This is a genomic window from Colwellia psychrerythraea (assembly GCF_000764185.1).
Taxonomy (GTDB): Bacteria; Pseudomonadota; Gammaproteobacteria; order Enterobacterales; family Alteromonadaceae; genus Colwellia; species Colwellia psychrerythraea_B.
This window is the reverse complement of record NZ_JQEC01000014.1, coordinates 1-18,952: the sequence shown is the minus strand read 5'-3', so window position 1 is coordinate 18,952 and position 18,952 is coordinate 1. Positions and strand designations below refer to the sequence as shown.

Genomic DNA, 18,952 nt, shown 5'->3' with positions numbered 1-18,952 from the left:
CTACTTATTAAAGACTATTAATGAGCAAAGACTGACCTAGTTTGAACCAAATATTATTAGATGAAATTACATAAAGGTTTTCAACTGATTTAAATAGCCCTGGATTGCGAGGCTAGTAATTTTAAAAGTCTCTTCCGTTGATACCGTGATAAGAACTTTCTTTATATAAATAATGGTGGAGAAGTCAAAAATCAAACCAACGCCTAATACTAAATCCCAGTTTTTGCCATTTACTCAGTGGTTTTATTGATTTTGAAATAATTAATACTTCTGAAGGGGTATTGGTTGTGCTCTGTGATTCTTTTTTAATATTCACAGCTTTGGGTGGTTCTTCGTTATCGATACTTTCACTTGTTTGAGCTTCATCTTTAGGTTTATTTATTAAATTGATGAGTCTTTTTAAAATATCATCGCCAAGCTGAGATTCACTTTTTAGTTTTTCAGACGTATTGGTTAACCCTTGAGTACTGAAATAGGTATCATTATTTGGTAATTTCAAAGCATGACACCAAAAATCTGAGTCAGATGTAATGATTGTATGCCCTTGAAGTTTGGATAGTTTACCAAGAACAAAAAACAAACCTCCTTTCTCTACACCCTTTATTACGTTTAATGCACTATCGCTCTTTGTGAGCCTAATAAATAAAGCGATTCCATTTGCAGTGTTTTTTAGTATAACAACGTAGCAGTCTTTACATTCAATCCAGTAATCTGGCGAGCCGAAGTAAATCCCAGTTTTTTGTCCGCTGTTCTTATCTGGATTACGAAGATCTACAAACAAGTAGTTGTAACTCAAGTCTATTTCATCTGATATGAAAGGAATAGATATGAATTTATTCCTTAGCAGATCATTTATACAGTAGTTGTAAAATTGCTCACAGATTGGTGCAATGGACGTCGAAGTTTTCTTTTCTTTTCGATTTTTTTTATTTAATTTTGTATTTTTTGATTTTTCGGATTTTGGCATTGATTGCCTAGTTTCTTTTTCCTTAGCAGGAGGAAACCTCAATTCTGTTACAGGAATCTCAGTTTTATCTGTTATTACATTAAACTCTTCAGTTGCAGCTGCCGCTTTACCACCGCCATAGCAGTTATTTACCGAGCACTTAAAATGAGAGGTACGTTTAAATGTTACAGACTCTCCATTTTCATTTCTGTCACTTTTTGGAATGATGGCTGCGCTAACGGGCTTTTGACATTGAAAGCAACGAAATATAAATAAATCCCTCACAATTTTTTCAGTGGTTTCCTTACCATAGTTTTTTCTATGCCAATTCCAATATTTTAAGCACCATTTTCTAGCCTCTTCACTTTCATAAGTCTCATCTTTGGTCAGCAGTTCATACTCTGTTCCATCAAACTCAACTTTTACCGTGTTATCCGCATATGCCCACATAAGATCCCTTGTTGAGTTTACTTTTGCATTAAACTAGAATTGTATATTTACGTCTATTTTCTTAAACTATATTTCTGTACTTGGGAACGTACTACAACCCCCAAAGTTATTACCTTGATTTTTGCCTTTGGTGACTTTACGTAACACCATCTCAGCACAGTACTTTGTGCAAGATTTAATGTCAGGCTTTTCTTCAACTATTTCTCGCATATGCTTAGTGTGTTGACGGTCTGTTTTAAAACTACGTTCCAACCTACTACTTTCAATTGGTTCAATAATGTCTATTAATTCTTCACTGGTTCAGTTACTATTTTTATTACAAGCTTTGCATTAATTCACTTTCACGCTATTTAATTAACCAATTTGGCAAGGAAAAACTTGCCTTTTGTTACTCTACACCTACATCACGAAGCTCACTCATCCATACATCATACAAGGTTACCTTGGAGGCATTGCTTTTCCACCAATTAACCAGCGGCGTAAGAGTGTCGCTATGGGAGGAATTATATTCTAATACGCTACTTGAATATGACGGCGGTTTCCGAACGCCAGACATAGCTGCTGAATTTGATAACAAAACCTGCATTCGATTGAACATATTGGATAAAAAGAAGCGCATATGCCCATTAGCCAAACGATCAAAACTATTAGCATATGAAAACATTATTGTCTCGAAAAAATCATCTACAGCACCCTTATGACCATGTCTTGCTAAATTAAAAGAGAGCCAAAGTTTCATATCAGATGACAGTTGCTCAACATCCTTCAAATTAAACAGGTTCTCTAGCTCAGCAACCCCTACTAAAGGGTTGTTAAGCGCTAAATATACTAATGATGCTACTCGAACTTGGTCGGACTTAGCTCCTCTCAACGATTTAATTAGATTAGTTGAAAGAGGATTACCTTTGATCAGTAAGCGAGATGCCAATAAATATCCGTCATCACGATTCTGCCATTCTTTACCTGTAGCTGAATATTGTAATAAGTAATCAACAATAATTTTTGGCTTCTTCAATGCCAATACATCGAAAGCGTCATACCACAAATCTGCTTCTTGCCATTTTGATGACTTTAAATATTTTTGAAAGTTTTGTTCTTCTTGTTGAATATCTAAATTTGTAATTACAACGGGATTAACAACTTTATTTTTTTCATTATTAATCGTTTCCTTAGGATTTCTGAAGTTATAATACTCAAGCTGATATTCCTCTTCATCAAGTAAGGAAATCAAATCATAAACCACTTGTGCTGTTTCGTCTGAATAAGGTCCTTGCTCAAGAATATTCAACCTCTCAGATATATTCCAGATATAGTTTACAAGTTTAGTGGCATCTTGGTGACCCTCTACTTGTTCTAGCCATTGATACTTATTGAATATAGCAGGTTCGTCAACATAGCTTTTGTATCCATCAATTTCATATTTTTTATATAGCTCTTTTAGAATAAATAGATCCTGTTGCTCTGGTGTTGATGCCAATAAATCTTGAATATTTTTTACAAGTAACTCAGCTCCACTCCCCTCATTCATTCCCCAATCAAATTGAAGGTGATGTTCGCTAAAAGAAAAAATCTCTCCCTTTCGTTCCTGTGACAAAGCCATAATTCCTGAGCTTAGTGGTAGCCTATAATCATAAGGCAACTGCCTAGCCCAAAGAGGAACACTTCCTCCTGATGACGTACTGATAAGGCCAATAGGTGCATTACCTTTAAAGCCAGTAATCAAATATTTTTCACCAATTAAAGCCGTCGGAAAATGCGTGCCCCAATAATCTGTAGCCATTCGAACTCTGATTGAATCTCCAGTACTTTCAATACCTTTTATAGTTTGGATTACCCGATATTCAGCAACAATACCACCCGCTTTTGTACATTCAATTATTCCAATATAATCAGCAGATAATGAAAGTTGTGCCCATGTTCTTGGATCAACTTTTGTTGCTATCGATTGAAACGATAGAGAGATAAGAAGTGTTAAAAATAAACGACTCATAATTTTCATCCCATTGACTCTATAACTACATTCGTCATTAATTTAATTCCTTACATGGAATAGCAAAGTCCACATGATAATGTTCGTCATGTCTTACCCATGAGCGCTTTTTTGAAAACTGAATGTGCTTTTTAAGGTATGGCCCATAAGAGGTTTTAAATAACTCTGGTTGCAACTTAGGATCAAATATAACTCGCCATAAATCTACACCTTGAGTAACAGCCTCTTTATGAAGAGCGACAATATGAGCAGCTAAAGCAATATAATCAATAGTGTATTCTTCGTATTGCCCTTTACCATCAAATTCAATATCGTAACCAAATTTGTTAAGTGGATGAGTAGGCAAGTGAACAGATTGACCTGACTCATCGATAACTGGTGTCATAAAATCTACGGAAAGACCATTACGGTGAGTTTTATGTGGTTTGAATTGGCCGCCTTCTTTGAAACCCGTTTCAGCATACTTAAATATTTTATCGGGCTGCTCTTTTTCTAAAGACTTGTAGGCGTTTAATATGATTCTTTCTACTTGAGAATGTACGTATGTTCTGCCTGCTAGCCTTGCGATAGTGCTGTAAGCGACAAAGTTATCACCAGACCTTGGTAACTCGATACCGTTTTCTAAGCGCCCTTTTGAAGTTGTTCCATAGCAGGTGCTATCTTTAGCCAAAACAGGCACGGATAGCATGAAGATCACTAAAACAATCAACTTCATGTTTTACGTCCTACTGATGATTTACTCTTAGTTAAGCCTAGTTTTTTCGCTATCTTTGCAATACAAACTTCTTTATCAACTACCCACAAACCATAGCTAATCGGTAATACTTCAACACCTGCACGTTTAAATAATTTATAAGTGTTTAATTCAAAGTAGTCCGCCCATGGGCCGGGAAATCCAATTAGGTCTATTGCTAAATACTGATTATTATAGCGACACAGAATATCAACTTCGGTGCCTGCTATTGTATAACCAGGCCATGTTTCTATTGTTAGTTTATCTAACTCACTTACTACGCTTTGCTGAAATTCATCAAGTTCAGAAGTTACTGCGTGAGTTGCTTCAAATTCACTAATAGACCCCAAATATCGACGTAACAAGTTATGCTCGGGTAATTGAGCTTCATCTATCGATAGGAATAATATTTGCTTCTGTCGTGCCCTAGTAATGATAACGTTAAAAACATCAGCTTTGTTCAGATATACCGCAGCACGTTTAGAATCGTTATCTACTGCAAAAGAGATAAGCATAATGTCTCTTTCTTCACCCTGAAAACCATAAGGGGTTGCTACGCGGATTTTATGACTAATAATTTCAGATTCACTGAAACTGGCTTCAATTTCTTTAGCTATGTGCTCTGCTTGATGCCTAAAAGGAGAGATAACACCTATGCTATGGTTAATTCCAGCTTGAGTATCTTCATTAATTTGGTCTCTAATAGATTCTATTACATGTTTAGCTTCAAGATGGTTAATACCTGATTTATCCCTCGTTCCCTCTACCCTCTGTAAATGAAGATGGCCACTACTTGTACATGGCCTATGCTGCATTACCTTCAACTTACTTTGATAAAAGTGTTCATTACTAAAATTAATAAGCTCAGGTTTACTTCTGAAATGCTCATCCAAAAAGGCCAACTGTTGATGACTAGTTAGCGCATTTAATGTCAAATCCAAAATTGAATTGTCACGATAACTGACTACCCCTTCACTATCTGGTGTGAGATCATTTTTAGTCGTTAACTGTGCTTCTTTGCTTTTGGCCAAGAAAGAGTAATGTCTTAGTTGCTTAGTATCTCCAACTACCATTGCTCTTTTAGCTCGATAAAGTGCTGGCAAACAGCTACTGATGTTACATTGCGTTGCTTCATCAATGATGACTAAATCGAACATTTCTGCTTTTAAGGGTAATACTCGGTACAGTGTATTGAGGCTAACCAACCAAACAGGAAATGCTGAAAGAAGTGCCGAATACTCAATATCATCAAATAGCTCAAATTGCCTTTTCGAAGTACGGCTACGTATAGCTTTATTAAAAGCTTGTAACGATTTTCTTTCCTTTTCTACTAAGGTTTTTAAATTTCTATTTTTTAATGCGCTTAAATAGGCACCAGCAAGTTCTTCTCGCCTAATATGCTTACTATTAATTTCATCCAAAGAAGTCCACTGTTTAGCTAGTTGTTCAATTCCATTGCGAGCCAAAGATAAATATATGCGCGTCATCCATTGAGAGTCTTTTTGCTCTAACCCCTTTAATCTTTGCCCTCTTACAATGGCTTTATGGCAGAATTTAACAAAGCGTTTTTCTAATTTGTTTAATGAGTTATTGATCGCTTTTAACTCTGTTTCACATGCGGCTGGTTCTTTATTTAATTCTTCAGAAAAATATCCCGCTAAAAGATCAGCAATATAACCCTTTAATTTTTTAAGAAACTCTTTCTGACTCGCTCTAATAGATACATCACTTAGACCAAAATCATCATCTAACTTGTCGGCAATTACATCTAAAGCTGCGTCATTATTGGCAACGATGAGAACTGATTCGCCTCGTGCCATATGCTCTGCTGCGATTGCAGCTATTGTATAGCTTTTACCAGTCCCTGGAGGACCAGAGGCACAACCTAAATTAGCATTAGCTGCAATTGAAATGATCTTCTTTTGTGGAGTAGACAGTAAACCAGGTAAATAGTCATACTTAAGAGGCTGTCTAAATTGAGCGCTTGATATAGTGCTTTCTGTCGGTAACAGCAGTTCAGATAGAGGAGCAGATAGTTTATTCGACTCGATAATCTCTTCTAATTCATGAAGTACACCACGGCTACTTGTTGATCTCTCAATAAAAACTAACATAGAAGCAGGAAGAAGCGTTGGTGTTTTTCTTCTTAGTGCTTTTTTAATTTCATCTGAATTAGCGAGGTTGGGGAAGTTTAGCAACTCAAGACAATTTAATTCTAACGGACTATCTTTAAGCCATGAAATCCATAGCGAAGCGGATTGAATATTTACATTACCTTCAAGATCTGGCGTGCCATTCCCTTCAGGCATTAATAACTGAGTTAACGATTCATTTATTTCTGGCGTTTGTTCATTTACGGAAAAGTAGTAGTTGCTGTTTTCTTTTTCTTGCTCTTTTTCAATAAAAGCTTCATTAAACAATAAGGGGGTAACAACCTGCTTCATTTCACCTTTTACTTCCAACTTCCCTACTAAAATAAAGCTCGCATAAAGCAAAACACGTTCACGCTGATATACTTCAACACGCTTCATCATTTGCTCTGCAAACTCTGTTGGAATTGGCATACGAGGAAGAAAGCCAGAGCCTAAGTCATCTTGCCCCTCTAATATTAAGCAGTCATCTTTTTTGAGTTTGCTTAAGTTCCATAAATTGAGGTCTGCACTATCTTCTTTGTAACAATCTCGGTAGTAGGAAAGTATGTTTGGAATCGACACTGTTATATCTTCCCTGATTGAATGAGTTTATTTACCAGTAAGGCAACTTCTCTTGGCTTTGCTTGCAATATGAAATGAGGCCCTTCTATTTCTAGAAACTCAATATTATTGAAAACATTGGAAACTTCATGACTTTTCATTGGTGATATAAGCCTATCAGAGAGTGCTCGAATATATATTGAGGGAATATCAAAAGTTATCTCTGGAAGCCTTTGCTTACTCATAACTTCTAATCTATTTTTTAGTACCTGTTCAGAAATAGAATGAATCACTTTTACAAATTTAGATAAAAGCTCCTTTGATGATCCATGACCAAAAAATAGTAACTTATGAGCAATGACCGATAATGGCGCAGAAGCCAGTGCTTTAATTGGTAATAACTTAGCTAACTTTATTAAAAATTTACGGGGAGAGCTTAAAAAACTGGCGATAAAGATCACGCCTTTCATATGTGTAGGATTTAACTTAAGTAGCTCTGGAACAATGCCGCCAGCAAAAGACTCAGCTAATAATACATAGTTTTCAGTTGGTAATTGTTTATTTATAACGTTAGCTAAAGTTGCGTGGTCTTGAGGGCCAGATTTAGGCAAAGTAATAACTAAATGGTCACCGTCGTAGTACGACAGAAACTCTGTAAATAGCTCCCCTGTCCCATCCGCTCCTGGCAACAAAACTAATGTTGAAATAATTACTATCCTTGTTCTTAAAAACTCGTCATTTCATTAGCATTAAATTGAACTCAATTATTACATTAAATACAGTTAAATTAATGCGTTACACCGAAAATAATTCTCTACCATGACAATATCACACTTAAATGAGAAAGACCATTTACGCCCTAAAAACAACCTAGTTTGAACTAAACATTATTGGATGAAAACTTCTTAATATTTTTAAAGCACCTTATGGTTTATATGGTTAAGGTCGAGCTAATGAATGCTGTAGTCAAAGTTTGTGTTTAGTTGATGTAAATGATGGTGATATACATATCGGCTCTATCATTTGGGGAAAAGTAGTGGATAACTCAAGTGTGAGATTTTTAGTTAACGACTATATCTGTACATCACAAATAACAAGGGTATATCATCAGTTTATTAGCACTAGAAGTAATAGTATTTATCAAGTGTAGGCAAAGGTTCTCATGCACGAATTGAGTATGGAGACTTTGAACGGCTAAGGAGTGGTTTTAATCCTCAATAGATCAATGAATTAAGAAAGTAATGATATTTTAATATCAAAGGGGAAGCTTCTGTTTTTTAACTCTTTTGAAAAACAGATACGGGTAAATGTGTGTAATTAGTGCCGCGAAATAAGTACATTGTCTCAGTCAATCCTGTTGGACTGATTTAAAAACCTTAAAAAAAACAAAAACCGTTTAATATCAAGCGCTTGCTTTATTTTTTAATATGACGGTGAGATAATGATTTGAACTCTACTGTAGGTATTATGCTACAAACCCACTATTGATGCTCATCACTAAACTAAAAACGAAAAAAAACCGCTTATCTTTCGATTAGCGGTTTCTTAGAATGTAGCGGTGAGTTAGATATTTGGACTCTACACATTGGTCCTGCGCTACAAACCCTTTTTACCGATTATGAAAAGCAAAAAGGCGCTAATCTTTCGATTAGCGCCTTTTCTAAATGTGGCGGTGAGATAGAGATTTGAACTCTAGAAGGGCTACAAACCCTTGCCGGTTTTCAAGACCGGTGCTTTCGACCACTCAGCCATCTCACCTGAAGTTAACAAATAAGCAGGTAAAAACAATGCTTGCTTGAGAACGAGGCGAATACTAAAGTCTCTCTAATAAGTTGTAAAGCACTATTTTGATATTTGGGTTTGTTTGCTAAAAAAATAGCCATATTTCGTTTTTAATTACATTTTGTTGCCTCATTATTAATCACATTTTGCAACCATTCGAAATTGCTGGCACTGTCACCTAACTGACTGCTTTTACCTGTCACGATATTCAGATTTTTAATATGAAATAACTAATATACATCATTGACCAATCGCCAAAAATATCAAGACCATAATCGAACTAGCTATAACTATGCCATCGACACCGAGCAAACAGTTTTTCAGGAAAGAGCACTTCTATTGGTTAAAAAGTCAGCTCAAAACGTCCTCCCCCAGCTCTTCAATTACAGTTTGTGGCATGATATTCTTTTAACTAGAACAAGCAGCGAAGAGAAAAAGCAAACTAAAACCTTAACGACATATAGAAATGCACAAAATTAAAGCAATGTTCTATAAATTAACTCTATAGCTATGCATGCAATTTATTGTTACAGCACGACCAGTTGCTTATTATTAACCTCTAAATCAATGCATTATCCTAACCATATAAAAAAAATGGAGTTTTTTTGTAAACAAGCTAAACTAGCTTATAAACGTCGATAATATTCGTCATGGCTTTTGTAAATGTAATCACTTAATTTCAACAGAAATTATATTGCTTTCATTAACTTTCAAATACCCTAGTCTATTATTTACTTAACTAAAAATAAGACATCTTAAGGGTGCCGGAAAATATTAATGGATCTAATTGCAAGTAAAATTCTCATTGTTGATGATCATCACGCTAATAGAGTAGTTTTAGAGAAGCTGCTTCAACCATTAACTAATATCGATATCTATCATGCCGCTAGCGGCGAAGAAACTTTAGCACTTCTCATTTATCATAAGTTTGCTTTAATTTTACTCGACGTTAATATGCCTAATATGGATGGCTATGAAGTCGCTGAGTTAATATCTTCAACGGAAGCTCATAAACATACACCTATTGTTATGTTAACAGCCCACCATTCAAATACCCAAAACATCATTAAAGCCTATCAATCTGGCGCAGTTGACTATCTGACTAAACCCATAGAGCCCACTATTTTAATTAATAAGGTGAAGCAATTTGTTAAATTAAATCAACTACATGTTAAAACAGAACAATTAAAAGCTGAAAGTGAACTCATTTTAGAATGTGCAGGACAAGGCGTTTTAAAATTAGACGATCGCGGTTTTATTCAGTTTGCTAACTCTAAAAGTGCTCAATTACTAAATACCACTCCTGAAAAACTATGCCAGAGTCATTTTAACCGTTGTTTTAAAAATACCGCCAACGTTGAAGAGAACCTATTTAAGAGTATTCAAGATAGGTTAGATAAACACAATGCGGTTCAACTACAAAATATTTATTTAACGTCGAATGATGCATGTCCCTGCCCGGTTGAATTAACATGTTCAACTGAGGTAAATACACCAAATGCCTCGACCATCGTATTATTTCAAGATATAACACTCCGACTTAACATGGAGAAGAAGTTAACAACATTAGCTAACTATGATCCTCTTACCAAACTTGCTAATCGGAGTTATTTTCATGATCAGTTAGAACGAGCCATTAATCGTTCTAAGCGCAATAATGGCAGCGTCATATTGTTGATGCTTGACCTAGATCACTTTAAACAAATCAACGACACTTTAGGACACGATATTGGTGATGAGTTATTACAAGATGTCGCCAAGAGAATCACCGATATGTTGCGAGAGACAGATATTTCCGCAAGACTTGGTGGCGATGAGTTTGCCATTCTTTTAGAAGATACCAGTGAACTCGCGGCTGAGCAGGTTGCCAATAAAATAGTTACTATTATGTCCAGTCCATTTGTCATTCAAGATAAAGAAATTTTTATTGAAACAAGTATTGGTATTTCTCATAGTAAAGGCGGCCAAATAGATAAAATGACATTATTAAAATGGGCTGATATAGCGCTTTATGAAGCTAAATCAGCAGGCCGTAACCGTTATCAACGATTTGTTGAATCAATGTCTATACAGCGTGAAAAACAAGCATTTATTCAGAATAAATTACGCCATATAATTGAAGACAATGCACTCGATTTACATTTTCAACCACAATATTCAATTAAGCAAAAGATGTTTATTGGCGTTGAATCACTAGTTAGATGGCCTGAATCAGGCTATGGTGATGAGATTATTTCACCTGCTGTGTTCATACCTATTTCTGAACAATCACACTTAATTCACGAAATAGGTGCATTTGTACTGATTGAAAGTTGTAAATTACTCGCTTCATGGAATCTACAAGCCGATAAAGCGCATTTAACTGTCTCGGTTAACCTTTCAGCGAAGCAACTTAACTCACCCAATTTTTTAGATGTTCTAGAAGAAATAATTTCTGAATATCAATTCCCCTTTAATCGTTTAATTTTAGAAATAACTGAAACAGCCATACTCACACATACAGAATCGGTAATGCGAACCATTGATGCGTTAAAGTCTATGGGTATTAAACTTGCCTTAGATGATTTTGGTACTGGCTATTCTTCATTAAATTACCTACAAAACATACCATTTGACGTAATAAAGATTGATCAATGTTTTACTCAACGTGTGACTAAATGTAAAAAAACTAGTGCTTTAATACAGGCGGTAATGACCATAGCGCGCGTTTGTGAAATGGAAGTCGTTGCTGAAGGCGTTGAAGAACTAACGCAGCTTGAGCATATTTTAGCTTTAGGCGTAGATAAGGTACAAGGGTATTATTACAGTAAACCTTTATCGAAATACCAGGTTAATCTATTACTTACCACTACAGTAAATGCACAACAAAATCACGAAAGTAGTTTACTGTTAAAGTAGAGTTAACCTATTTTTTACCTACTTGCTTAAGTAACCTGAGCTCTGGATAAGCAGCACTTGCCCAATATTCCCCTTTATCCGATTCTCAGCGTTAAAACGTCGATAAATAACCCGTTATTCATAAACGTTTTGCCTTGATAATTGAATAAATTGAAACATTGATAGAGCATATATCTACTTAATCTTGAAAGTTCTTCTCTTAACAGCCGTAAGTTGCTGTTTTTACTTAAACATCATGTACTCATTATCCAGAGTTCAGGTTAAGTAAGCAGCTTCTTGCGATATATTCGTTGTTTGTTAAAAGGTTTATCAAATAGCTGAGCGACAGAAGAAAAGTCCAAAGACTCCTTGTCGCCCAGCATTAAAAACCCCCTATGTACCAAGCTATCAGCTAATGTGGTTAACACTTGGTTTTGTAACGTTTGGTCAAAATATATCAGTACATTACGACATAAAATCAAATGCATTTCAGCAAACACCCCATCTTTCATTAGGTTATGGTGCGCAAACGTTATTTTATTGCGTAATTTATTTGAGAATACGACAGAATCAGCGCCGGCATGATAATAGTCAGCAAATGAAGATAAACCACCTGAGTCTTGATAGTTCTTTGAAAACTGACGTATCCCAGCAATTGGATACGTTGCAGATTCAGCAACTGTTAACGAATTGTTATTATAATCTGTCGCATATATGCGACTTCGGTTTAACAAGCCAGCTTCATCCAATATTATTGCGGTTGAATAGACTTCTTCCCCTGTTGCACAACCTACATGCCAAATATTTATCGAGGGGTAGGTTGATAATTTAGGGATGATTTTTTCCCGTAACATCTTAAACATATGTGGGTCACGAAACATGGAGGTTACCGTAATTGACATATCCTGTAAAAAACGATCAAAGAAGAACCTATCATGAATGACACAGGGAATTAGCTCGCTGATATAGCGTTTTTTTTCTCTTTCCAAGCAATGATCAATTCGTCTTAACAGTGATGATCTTGCGTAATGACGAAAGTCATAGCCATACTGCTTATATATGGCGTCCAAAAACATGTCAACTTCTAACGCTGTTGTGTTTTCTTGAGATAACAGCTTCAGCTCTGATAATATAGCTTTTGATGGCTCTTTCACTGTCATTGTTAGTATTTTCTCTGATAAAGCCAAACACGTAAAATAGACAGTAATTTATCCATATCTAATGGTTTGGTTAAATACTCTGATGCTCCTGCCTCTATACATTTACTCCTATCACTTGGCATCGCCTTAGCAGTCAAGGCAATAATTGGTGTTGACTGATATAGTGCCATTTCACGTATCTTTTGTGTTGCTTCGATACCATCCATTATCGGCATCATCATATCCATTAAAATCAATTCAAATGGTTGCTTTGCTCTGCCAATTGCATCAAGTGCCGCTTGGCCATTTTCAGCTTGAGTAATCTTTAACCCGGTGGTTTCCAATACGCGAGTGATAGCAAAAACATTACGTAAATCATCATCAACTACTAATACTCGTCTACCTTTTAACATTTCATTTTCATCATGGAGCATTTTCAACGTTTCTTGTTGCTCTATCGACAGTCCATGTTCAACTTGATGTAAAAACATAGCAACGTCATCTAAAAGTCGTTCTGGAGATTCTGCGCCCTTGATAACAATTGAAAGTGAAAATTTCTCCAACACTTGCTGCTGTTCTTTGGTGATTTCTTGACCCGTATAAATAATGATAGGTGTGTTTATCGAGTTTTCCTGACTTCTGATTGTTTGCACCAATTCTGTGCCGCTGATATCAGGTAAGCCTAAATCTAAGATAATACAATCATATTGTTGGTGGCTAAGTAACTGACATGCTTCTGTTGCCGTATCGGCAAAGGTGACATTAATGTCAGGTGTTTCAAGTAAATGTTTTACGGCTATTTGCGCATTATTGTCATCTTCAACGAGAAGAATTTTTTTAACATCCTTGGTTAACTTACCAAATGAGTCTTGTAAAACAGAAGTTATCGTGGCAGTTTCTGTCGGTTTATCTAAATAATTTAATGCACCTAGGTTTAAAGACTCTACTTTTTTATCTTTCGCAGATAAAACATGTACAGGTATATGCCTTGTTTTTAAGTTGTTTTTTAGCTGTTCTAATACCTGTAAGCCATCTATATCAGGCAAACCTAAATCTAGAAGGATACCACTCGGGCAAAAGTCTTTTGCTAAAAAGATACCTTCCCTGCCCATGTTAGTCGCAATGGCTTTAAAGCCCATGCTTCTAACTAATTCAACAAGTATTTTTGCAAATACTTTATCATCTTCAATGATTAATAATGTTCTATCAGCCAGTGAAAAAATATGCCTATCATCTGATAACCAAAGAGGTACACCTTTTATTGCCCCACTTTCTTGGGCATCATTATTAGTAATTTCCTTTACTGGCGTTACAATAGGTAAACTAGAATTTAACACTGGCTGAGTTATTGACAAGTTTTGCGGTAAATACAAGGTGAAACAGCTACCCTTACCTTGCTGGCTGGTTAATTTAATTTCACCACCTAACAAACGAGTTAATTCTCGAGATATAGATAACCCAAGCCCTGTACCACCGTATTCACGATTTGTTGCACCATCTGCTTGTTGAAAGGATTCAAATATCGCCTTTTGTTTATCTAATGCGATGCCGATGCCTGTATCTGTTACTGAGAACGCAATAACAGAACAGCCATCTAAAATAGATGAAAGCCCCTTTGTACCAATTGAAAACTGCTCTATAGATAAACAAACTTCACCGTCTTTGGTAAACTTGAAAGCATTGGATAAAAAGTTTTTTAATATTTGCTCTAACCTTTGATGATCTGTTTGGATAAATTCAGGCAATTTTTCATCGATGGTAATAGTAAAATCAATACCTTTATTTGTAGCCACTGGGTTAAATAAATTTGTTAAGTGTTGACTGATATTGTTAAGCGATACCGCATCAATATTAATGTCTAGCATCCCCGCTTCAACTTTTGACAAGTCCATAATGTCATTTATTAACGTTAACAGTGATTGACCACCTTGGTGAATAATATCTACTTCTTCTACTTGTTTTAGGGTTAAGTTTTCATCTTTATTTTCAGTTAATATTTTTGATAAAATTAATATGCTATTTAAAGGTGTTCTCAATTCATGAGACATATTTGCCAGAAACTCAGATTTGTATTTACTCGCTTGGCTTAAGTTCTCGGCACTTTTTTCTAATTCTTTTTTAGATGTTATTAACTGTGTTGTTTGTCGCTGTAAAGATTCTTGTTTTTCTTCTAGCTCTTCATTACTAGCTCTTAATTGATCACTTTGTAATTTCAGCTCTTCTTCTGAAGCTTTTAATTCATTTTCAGATTGGCGTAATTGTAAAGTTTGCTCTTCTAATATCTGATTAGCTGACGTTAATTCTTCTTGTTGAGTTTTTAATTCTGAGACTTGCTCTTGGTTAACTTTCAGTAAGTTATCAATACTGCTTCTAGATTGCGATGTTTGTAACGCTGTCGCAATAATATCGAGCAAAGGTAATAATATTTCGTGGGTTGCTTCTTCAAAATGAGCCAAGCTTGAAAATTCTAAAACAGCAATAACGTTGCTTTTATATTTAATCGGAATTAAGCCAATGACCTTGGGTAAAGCTTCGCCCAACCCCGATGATACTTTCATATAATCAGTAGGAATAGCATCAACAGTCAATGCAACACCTTCTTGGGCGCACTGTCCAACAAGTCCTTGCCCCAATTTAAAGCTTGTTTGTTTTAATTGATTCAATTCAACGGCATAACTGCCAATCAGGTGATATTCATCTTTTGAATCGGACAGAAACAAAGCGGCTTGGTTAGCACGAATCTCCGGAGCTAAAAAACTTAATATTTTATTTGCCAAGCCATCTAGGGTTTGTTCTCCGGTAAAAAGGTTGTTTAATGAATTTTGTCTCTCTTTTGTTAAAGAGTTTTCAGCAAGGCGCTGTGTTGCTCTGCGTACTCTTACAGAGAAAAAACTAATAGTTGCAATACCAACCGAAGAAATCGCGACTAACAACCAAAATAAATTTAATAAACTTTCGTTCGAATAAGCAGTACTACTACTTAGCGGTAAGGTAACCTCCAAAATGCCACGAACATCCCCTACCTTCCAATCATTTTTGGGGGTAAACTCATGTGAGTTATGACAATTAACACAGCTCTCACGCATTAGATCCGCTTTCGCAAATCGTAAAAACTGGCCTTGCTCATTTTCTTCAAATTTTGAATAACTTTGCTGAGGCGAATTTTTCAAAAAAGCCCATGCTTCATGAGAAAAAGTATCTTTAAGACCTCCTTCTGCTTCTCGCCATGGAAACGGAAACGGACTATAGAGTCTTGTTTTAGTACCATTAATACCATCACCCATTCTTTCCCCAAGTAACATACTTAATGTTGCTGGTAAGGGTATAGCATTGCTTTTATTATGGTAATCGTGAGTGATCTCCAACCCTTGAAGCTTCGCTGTATTAACAACTTCTGAAGTATAAACAGTTCTAAACTCTTCAAGTGCTTTGATATAAATTTCTGCACTGTTAATAGCTGCTTTCTCTGTGAGCTTAGTATTAACATTATCGGTAAAGCTATATAAACTAAAACAAGTAATCGCAAAGATAACAAATAGAGTAGTGAAGAGCTTTATTAAATAAGCTTTCTCGCTCCTGTAATGGCTCTCAGCTAGTTTTCCGTTGCCTTTACTCATTTATAGGTCCTTTATTATTATGTTAAAATTATCAGACAATGACATGTTAATTAGTCTGTTTTAGGCAGTCATGTAAACATAATAATCAAATAAATTAATATGTTATTAACTCACGACAACACCTAAAGTGTAACAGTATGTTATTCTAACAAAGTAACCAACAACTTCAATTTTATTCTTCGCTTAATCCTAAACTTCCAATTTAGAATAGATATTTCGATATACCTTGACGACTATTCACATGATAAAGACAAAACATATAATATAATGCGCTGCAATTATCCCCTTTTGCTCTAAGCGTTTAGAAAAACTGCGACTCGTTAAAGTTGCGATTTGATTTCTTAGAGTGTGACGTTGAATCCAAGTTTGAATTCTAATAACAAGTTTGGCGTTATAAACCCATCGTTTAACTATTTTTAATTACAGAAAACAAAAAACCGCGAATCTTTCAATTAGCGGTTTTTTTTAATGCGCCCCGTAAATTGGGACGAATAGGTTACTGGTTTTATTCAATAAAATACCTTTGGTATAATTGTTAGTGGTATGAGCTTACATGGCTAACAATTTTTCTTGTATGGCACGTCTCTCACTATATCTGTCGAGCAAGAATTCATTTTGATCTCTAGTTAAATAGGTAAAGCGCATTAGCTCTTCCATAACATCAACAATACGGTCTCTATAAGATGACGGTATCATTATGCCATTTTCATAGAACTCAGAATAAGCTTTTGCCACAGATGATTGATTAGGGATAGTTAACATTCTCATCCAGCGACCTAATATCCTCATGTTATTGATTGCGTTAAAGCTTTGTGAACCACCTGTTACTTGCATGACAGCTAAAGCCTTTCCTTGTGTTGGCCTAACTGCGCCAAGTGACAAAGGGATCCAATCGATTTGAGTTTTCATTACACCTGACATGTTGCCGTGAATCTCAGGAGATGACCATACTTGTGCTTCAGACCACTGCACTAATTCTCTCAGCTCTATTACCTTAGGATGGGCAGCTGAGTCATTGTTATCAAATAACGGTAGTCCTTTGGGATTAAAAAACTTAACTTCAGCTCCCATGGTATTCAAGATACGACCTGCTTCTTCAGCAGTTAAGCGACTATATGAAGTGCCACGCAAAGAGCCATATAGCATTAATACTCTTGGCTTATGGATACTGACTTTGTTAACTGTAGGGTATAGGTTAAATTGTTCGTTTTTTAAGTAACTCATGAATAATTCCAATGTGTTTATTTACCCATAAGACGACTAACATTACAAAAAGACGAAAATTTAATGAAAAAATGGTTAAATATATTAACTTTACTATTTTTCATCTTTTCAGCTTGTCGCTCGTCTAATACGGAGGCAAAATCACCTTAAAGAGTTAATGAAGAAAGCTTGGAGATTGAAAAGCCTCGTCCAAGTAATGGAGATTGTCAGTAAAATGAATATTGAAGATATATGGTTAGAATACAGAGAAGCGCTAAAGCGATTTTTACATGCGAAGATCTCAAATGAAGCTGATGTTGAAGATTTATTACAAGACATTTTGATAAAAACCTTTAACAACCTCAATGCAGTAAAAACACAAAAAAGTGTTAAGTCTTGGTTATTTCAAATAGCCAATAACACCATCATTGACTACTATCGAAAAAAAGGTCGTGCTCAAGTAATCAAAATTGAGGGTTTGTTGCCCTTTGAAGGATCTCAAGAGAGGAAGGTTGACTTATCAAACTGTATATCACCTTTTATTAATGCGCTCCCAGATAAGCACGCTAGTTTATTAACTGCTATTGATATAAATAATCAATCACAAAAGCAATATGCTGAGCAATTAGGGATCAGTTACTCTACACTCAAGTCACGAGTGCAAAAAAGTAGAGGTTTGCTTAAACAGGTATTTGACGAATGTTGTCATTTTAAAATTGATAAATTAGGTAATGTTTATGATTGGGATGCAAAAACAAAAAATAATAATTGTAAGTAACCTGTAATGTATTGCACCTGTGGTGGTACTTTACAAAATTGGAAAAGCAAAAAGCCCGTTAACCTTTCGATTAGCGCCTTTTCTAAATGTGGCGGTGAGATAGAGACTTGAACCCTACGGTAGGTAATGCGCTACAAACCTTTTATCTGTTTCACAACTAAACTCAAGACGAAAAAAAACCACGACTTGGTATAGTTGCGATTTCTTAGAATGTGGCGGTGAATCCAGATTTGAACTCTACACATAGATGCTACGCTACAAACCTTATGCCGGTTGTAAAAATTTCAAATGCAAAAAGGCGCTAACCTTTCGATTAGCGCCTTTTCTAAATGTGGCAGTGAGATTGAGACTTGAACTCTACTGTAGGTATTGTTCTACAAACCCACTCTTGATGCTCATCACTAAACCAAAGGCGAAAAAAAACCGCTTATCTTGCGATTAGCGGTTTCTTAGAATGTGGCGGTGAGTTAGATATTTGGACTCTACACATAGGTGCTGCGCTACAAACCCTTTTTACCGATTATGAAAAGCAAAAAGGCGCTAATCTTTCGATTAGCGCCTTTTCTAAATGTGGCGGTGAGATAGAGATTTGAACTCTAGAAGGGCTACAAACCCTTGCCGGTTTTCAAGACCGGTGCTTTCGACCACTCAGCCATCTCACCTGAAGTTAACAAATAAGCAGGTAAAAACAATGCTTGCTTGAGAACGAGGCGAATACTAAAGTCTCTCTAATAAGTTGTAAAG

Annotated in this window: 11 protein-coding genes and 2 tRNA genes; 2 read left to right on the top strand and 11 right to left on the bottom strand. The window is 35.7% G+C overall.

All coding sequences use genetic code 11. The features are described 5' to 3' along the window. Positions 1-184 precede the first annotated feature (184 nt). The 7 genes from GAB14E_RS15940 to GAB14E_RS15965 form a co-directional block, all read right to left on the bottom strand. Positions 185-1,396 (bottom strand): hypothetical protein, encoded by a 1,212-nt coding sequence (locus GAB14E_RS15940; RefSeq protein WP_033081482.1) that lies wholly within the window; start codon positions 1,394-1,396, stop codon positions 185-187. Positions 1,397-1,462: 66 nt separating this feature from the next. After that, complete coding sequence (locus GAB14E_RS0122655; RefSeq protein ID WP_033081481.1) at positions 1,463-1,648, bottom strand: hypothetical protein; 186 nt, start codon at positions 1,646-1,648, stop codon at positions 1,463-1,465. 136 nt (positions 1,649-1,784) lie between these two features. Continuing rightward, the gene (locus GAB14E_RS15945) at positions 1,785-3,386 is read right to left on the bottom strand and encodes a hypothetical protein (protein ID WP_156115678.1); all 1,602 of its coding nucleotides are present in this window, start codon (positions 3,384-3,386) and stop codon (positions 1,785-1,787) included. A 37-nt stretch (positions 3,387-3,423) separates the two neighbouring features. Beyond that, complete coding sequence (locus tag GAB14E_RS15950; RefSeq protein WP_033081479.1) at positions 3,424-4,101, bottom strand: penicillin-insensitive murein endopeptidase; 678 nt, start codon at positions 4,099-4,101, stop codon at positions 3,424-3,426. Continuing rightward, positions 4,098-6,833, bottom strand: coding sequence for a DEAD/DEAH box helicase (locus GAB14E_RS15955; RefSeq protein WP_156115677.1), 2,736 nt, complete (start codon positions 6,831-6,833; stop codon positions 4,098-4,100). Before GAB14E_RS15955 ends, GAB14E_RS15950 begins: the two co-directional genes overlap by 4 nt. 2 nt (positions 6,834-6,835) lie before the next feature. Then, complete coding sequence (locus GAB14E_RS15960) at positions 6,836-7,423, bottom strand: alpha/beta fold hydrolase domain-containing protein (protein ID WP_156115676.1); 588 nt, start codon at positions 7,421-7,423, stop codon at positions 6,836-6,838. A gap of 1,056 nt (positions 7,424-8,479) precedes the next feature. Continuing rightward, positions 8,480-8,570: transfer RNA gene (locus GAB14E_RS15965), tRNA-Ser, on the bottom strand. Positions 8,571-9,371: 801 nt separating this feature from the next. Here GAB14E_RS15965 and GAB14E_RS15970 point away from each other — a divergent pair. Then, the gene (locus tag GAB14E_RS15970; RefSeq protein WP_033081477.1) at positions 9,372-11,492 is read left to right on the top strand and encodes an EAL domain-containing protein; all 2,121 of its coding nucleotides are present in this window, start codon (positions 9,372-9,374) and stop codon (positions 11,490-11,492) included. Between the two features lie 260 nt (positions 11,493-11,752). Here GAB14E_RS15970 and GAB14E_RS15975 read toward each other — a convergent pair whose 3' ends face one another. The 3 genes from GAB14E_RS15975 to arsH form a co-directional block, all read right to left on the bottom strand. Then, on the bottom strand, positions 11,753-12,631 hold the full coding sequence (locus tag GAB14E_RS15975; protein WP_081967742.1) for a CheR family methyltransferase: 879 nt from the start codon (positions 12,629-12,631) through the stop codon (positions 11,753-11,755). A gap of 2 nt (positions 12,632-12,633) precedes the next feature. Further along, positions 12,634-16,227, bottom strand: a complete 3,594-nt coding sequence (locus GAB14E_RS15980) for a response regulator (protein ID WP_052093535.1) — start codon at positions 16,225-16,227, stop codon at positions 12,634-12,636. A 549-nt stretch (positions 16,228-16,776) separates the two neighbouring features. After that, complete coding sequence (arsH, locus tag GAB14E_RS15985) at positions 16,777-17,451, bottom strand: arsenical resistance protein ArsH (protein ID WP_052093534.1); 675 nt, start codon at positions 17,449-17,451, stop codon at positions 16,777-16,779. 214 nt (positions 17,452-17,665) lie between these two features. On the opposite strand from arsH, the gene sigZ reads away from it, so the two are divergent. Further along, positions 17,666-18,208 (top strand): RNA polymerase sigma factor SigZ, encoded by a 543-nt coding sequence (sigZ, locus tag GAB14E_RS15990; protein WP_033081476.1) that lies wholly within the window; start codon positions 17,666-17,668, stop codon positions 18,206-18,208. A 571-nt stretch (positions 18,209-18,779) separates the two neighbouring features. Here the strand turns inward: sigZ and GAB14E_RS15995 are convergent. Beyond that, positions 18,780-18,870: transfer RNA gene (locus tag GAB14E_RS15995), tRNA-Ser, on the bottom strand. Positions 18,871-18,952 lie beyond the last annotated feature (82 nt).

Bases quoted from the DNA above. Each gene is read 5' to 3' on its own strand.
- GAB14E_RS15945 (WP_156115678.1), bottom strand. From the start codon at position 3,386: ATGAGTCGTTTATTTTTAACACTTCTTATCTCTCTATCGTTTCAATCG.
- GAB14E_RS15975 (WP_081967742.1), bottom strand. From the start codon at position 12,631: ATGACAGTGAAAGAGCCATCAAAAGCTATATTATCAGAGCTGAAGCTG.
- arsH (WP_052093534.1), bottom strand. From the start codon at position 17,451: ATGAGTTACTTAAAAAACGAACAATTTAACCTATACCCTACAGTTAAC.
- GAB14E_RS15950 (WP_033081479.1), bottom strand. From the start codon at position 4,101: ATGAAGTTGATTGTTTTAGTGATCTTCATGCTATCCGTGCCTGTTTTG.
- GAB14E_RS15980 (WP_052093535.1), bottom strand. From the start codon at position 16,227: ATGAGTAAAGGCAACGGAAAACTAGCTGAGAGCCATTACAGGAGCGAG.
- GAB14E_RS15970 (WP_033081477.1), top strand. From the start codon at position 9,372: ATGGATCTAATTGCAAGTAAAATTCTCATTGTTGATGATCATCACGCT.
- GAB14E_RS15940 (WP_033081482.1), bottom strand. From the start codon at position 1,396: ATGTGGGCATATGCGGATAACACGGTAAAAGTTGAGTTTGATGGAACA.
- sigZ (WP_033081476.1), top strand. From the start codon at position 17,666: ATGAATATTGAAGATATATGGTTAGAATACAGAGAAGCGCTAAAGCGA.